Origin of the sequence: Leptospira borgpetersenii serovar Javanica, assembly GCF_003046425.1 — a bacterium.
In the GTDB taxonomy this organism is placed as follows: Bacteria; Spirochaetota; Leptospiria; order Leptospirales; family Leptospiraceae; genus Leptospira; species Leptospira borgpetersenii.
This window is the reverse complement of the sequence record NZ_QAJG01000009.1, coordinates 145,001-147,500: the sequence shown is the minus strand read 5'-3', so window position 1 is coordinate 147,500 and position 2,500 is coordinate 145,001. Positions and strand designations below refer to the sequence as shown.

The following is a 2,500-nucleotide window of genomic DNA, read 5'->3' as shown; positions in this document are numbered from 1 at the left end:
GTTTTATTTACGAAAAAGGATTTCGATGATGAAAAAACGGTGGAACAGATTATTCTCAATTCTTCTTCGGTTCCTCCCGTCGTTTCCGTTCAGAGTCACGAAAAGGAATATTATTTCGATGGAGGACTTACTAATAATCTTCTTTTGGAGGTGTTCCCTCCGGATAAAAAGACGATCGGAGTTTATTATGAACCGACTACGATTGTCGGAAAAGATCCTAAACTTTTAGAAAGATGTTATTTACAAACTCCTTCCGAACCTTTGCCGATTACTTCCTTCGATTATACGGATCCGAACGGAGTGAGGAGGGCTTATGAACTCGGGAAACGGGATGCCCAGTTGAACAAGGATAAAATTTTCGAATATCTAAAAAAGGATTGGGCAAAAGCGGCTTTTTTCTTAAAATCCAAATAGAATAATACATATTAGAGTTGTTGAAAAACTAATTCTCTGTCCGTTTCTGCTTTGTTGAAATGGATGTTTGAAGCGGTTTTGTTAATCCGAATCATGGAATTTTTCAACAACTCTATTGAAATGATAGGATTTAACGATATTGAATCAAGGTTCTAAGTCAAAGTACAAAGTGATCTAAAATTTCAAAAAACGCTCGTCGGGTCCGATGATCTATTACGGACTGATTGTAACTGATTTTTCTTCAGGTTTTGGGACAGACTTTTAGTGAAATATCAAAGTACTTCTTTCTGAAGAAAAACGAGGACTTGAAGCTTCACTTTGTTTTTCTAGTCTAACTTAACTTTGGGTTGATAAATTGCGATTGTTCTTTCGCCCTTTCCTCAAAAACAAGTATATTTATGGTACGAGAACTCCAGTTTCGCGTCGTTCCGGAAATCGCGGGACAGGAAGAGGCGCTCAAGGCGCATATTTCTGAAACTCTAAAGATCAACATACAAGAGATTCGTCATATTGAGATATTGAGTCGCTCCATAGATGCAAGACAAAGGATCGTTTATTTTAACTTAAAAGTTTTGGTTTTTATTCGGGAGGACTTTGTCGAGAAGCCGATCATTCTTCCGGATTTCCCGAATGTATCTCGTTCGAGAGAGGTGATCGTAATTGGTGCCGGCCCTGCGGGGCTTTTTGCTTCTCTTCAGTTGATCTTGTCCGGTTTCAAACCGGTTCTTTTGGAAAGAGGTAAGGACGTAATGAAACGTCCTTTTGATCTGAAAGAAATAAACGTTCATCATAACGTAAACGAAGATTCGAATTATTGTTTTGGAGAAGGTGGAGCCGGAACTTACTCGGACGGTAAGCTTTATACAAGATCCAAAAAGAGAGGAAATGTTCGTCAGATTCTGGAGCTACTCGTAGGTTTCGGCGCAAACAAAGACATTCTGGTGGAAGCGCATCCTCATATCGGAACCAATAAACTTCCCAAAATCGTCAAAAGCATTCGAGAAAAAATCGTGGAGATGGGCGGAGAGGTTCACTTTGAAAAAAGAGTGACCGACTTCCTGTTAAACGGAAATCAAATTCAAGGTGTGCTTACCAAAGACGGAGATAAATTCCATTCGAAAAACGTAATTCTTGCCACCGGACATTCAGCGCGAGACATCTTCGAGTTATTGTACCGGAAAGGAATCGAACTAAAACTCAAACCGATTGCCGTCGGCGTTCGAGTGGAACATCGACAGTCTTTGATCGATTCCATTCAATACGGTTGTGAAGTTCGAAATCCTTATCTTCCACCTTCTCCTTACAGTATCACAAAGCAAGTGGATGGAAGGGGTGTATATTCTTTTTGTATGTGCCCGGGAGGAGTAATTGCGGCCTGTGCCACAAAACCGGAAGAGATTGTCACGAACGGTTGGTCTTCGTCGAAAAGGGCAAGGCCTTCTGCAAATTCCGGAATCGTAGTCGAATTAAAGATGGAAGACTTTAAATCTTTCTCCAAATACGGTCCTCTCGCTGCGATGGAGTTTCAAAAAGAGATCGAACAAAAGGCTTGGGTTGCGGGAGGTCGTACACAAAAAGCTCCGGCGCAAAAGCTCGTAGACTTTGTGGAAGGAAAGGTGTCTTCGAATCTTCCGAAAACTTCCTATGCTCCGGGAATTACGTCCGTTGTGTTACGGGAAATTTTACCGGATTTCGTTTATCAATCCTTGCAAAAGGGTTTTCGGGAATTCGATCGTATTAGGAAAGGGTATCTTACGAATGAGGCGGTCGTTCACGCTCCGGAGACGAGGACATCTTCTCCCGTTTGTATTCCTAGGGATTCGCGTACTCTACGACATATTCGAATTCAAGGTCTTTATCCTTGTGGAGAAGGTGCGGGTTATGCGGGAGGAATTGTATCCGCCGCAATGGACGGAATTCGATCCGCGAACGCTTGTGTTTCTTCAATCGGGTGAGTTGCTTTGGAACCTATCTCAAAACCTCAAAGGAAATTTGTAAGAGCTCCTACAGATTTTGTCTTTTGATGCTTCTAGGCTTTTTGAGTAATTTTTTCTTAGAGCGTGTCCCAAAACCATTCGATTTTATC

At 41.6% G+C, this 2,500-nt stretch carries 2 protein-coding genes (1 of these 2 only partly in view); both read left to right on the top strand.

Annotation, left to right across the window (positions count from 1 at the left end):
* Window positions 1-414: the end of a patatin-like phospholipase family protein gene (locus CLV95_RS09435; protein WP_002732186.1), read on the top strand. The gene continues 591 nt to the left of window position 1, outside the view; 414 of the gene's 1,005 nt are visible here — the last part of the coding sequence; its start codon lies off the left edge, out of view; its stop codon occupies window positions 412-414.
* A gap of 398 nt (window positions 415-812) precedes the next feature.
* Complete coding sequence (locus tag CLV95_RS09430; protein WP_002732077.1) at window positions 813-2,369, top strand: NAD(P)/FAD-dependent oxidoreductase; 1,557 nt, start codon at window positions 813-815, stop codon at window positions 2,367-2,369.
* The last annotated feature ends 131 nt before the right edge of the window (window positions 2,370-2,500 follow it).

Bases quoted from the DNA above. Each gene is read 5' to 3' on its own strand.
- CLV95_RS09430 (WP_002732077.1), top strand. From the start codon at position 813: ATGGTACGAGAACTCCAGTTTCGCGTCGTTCCGGAAATCGCGGGACAG.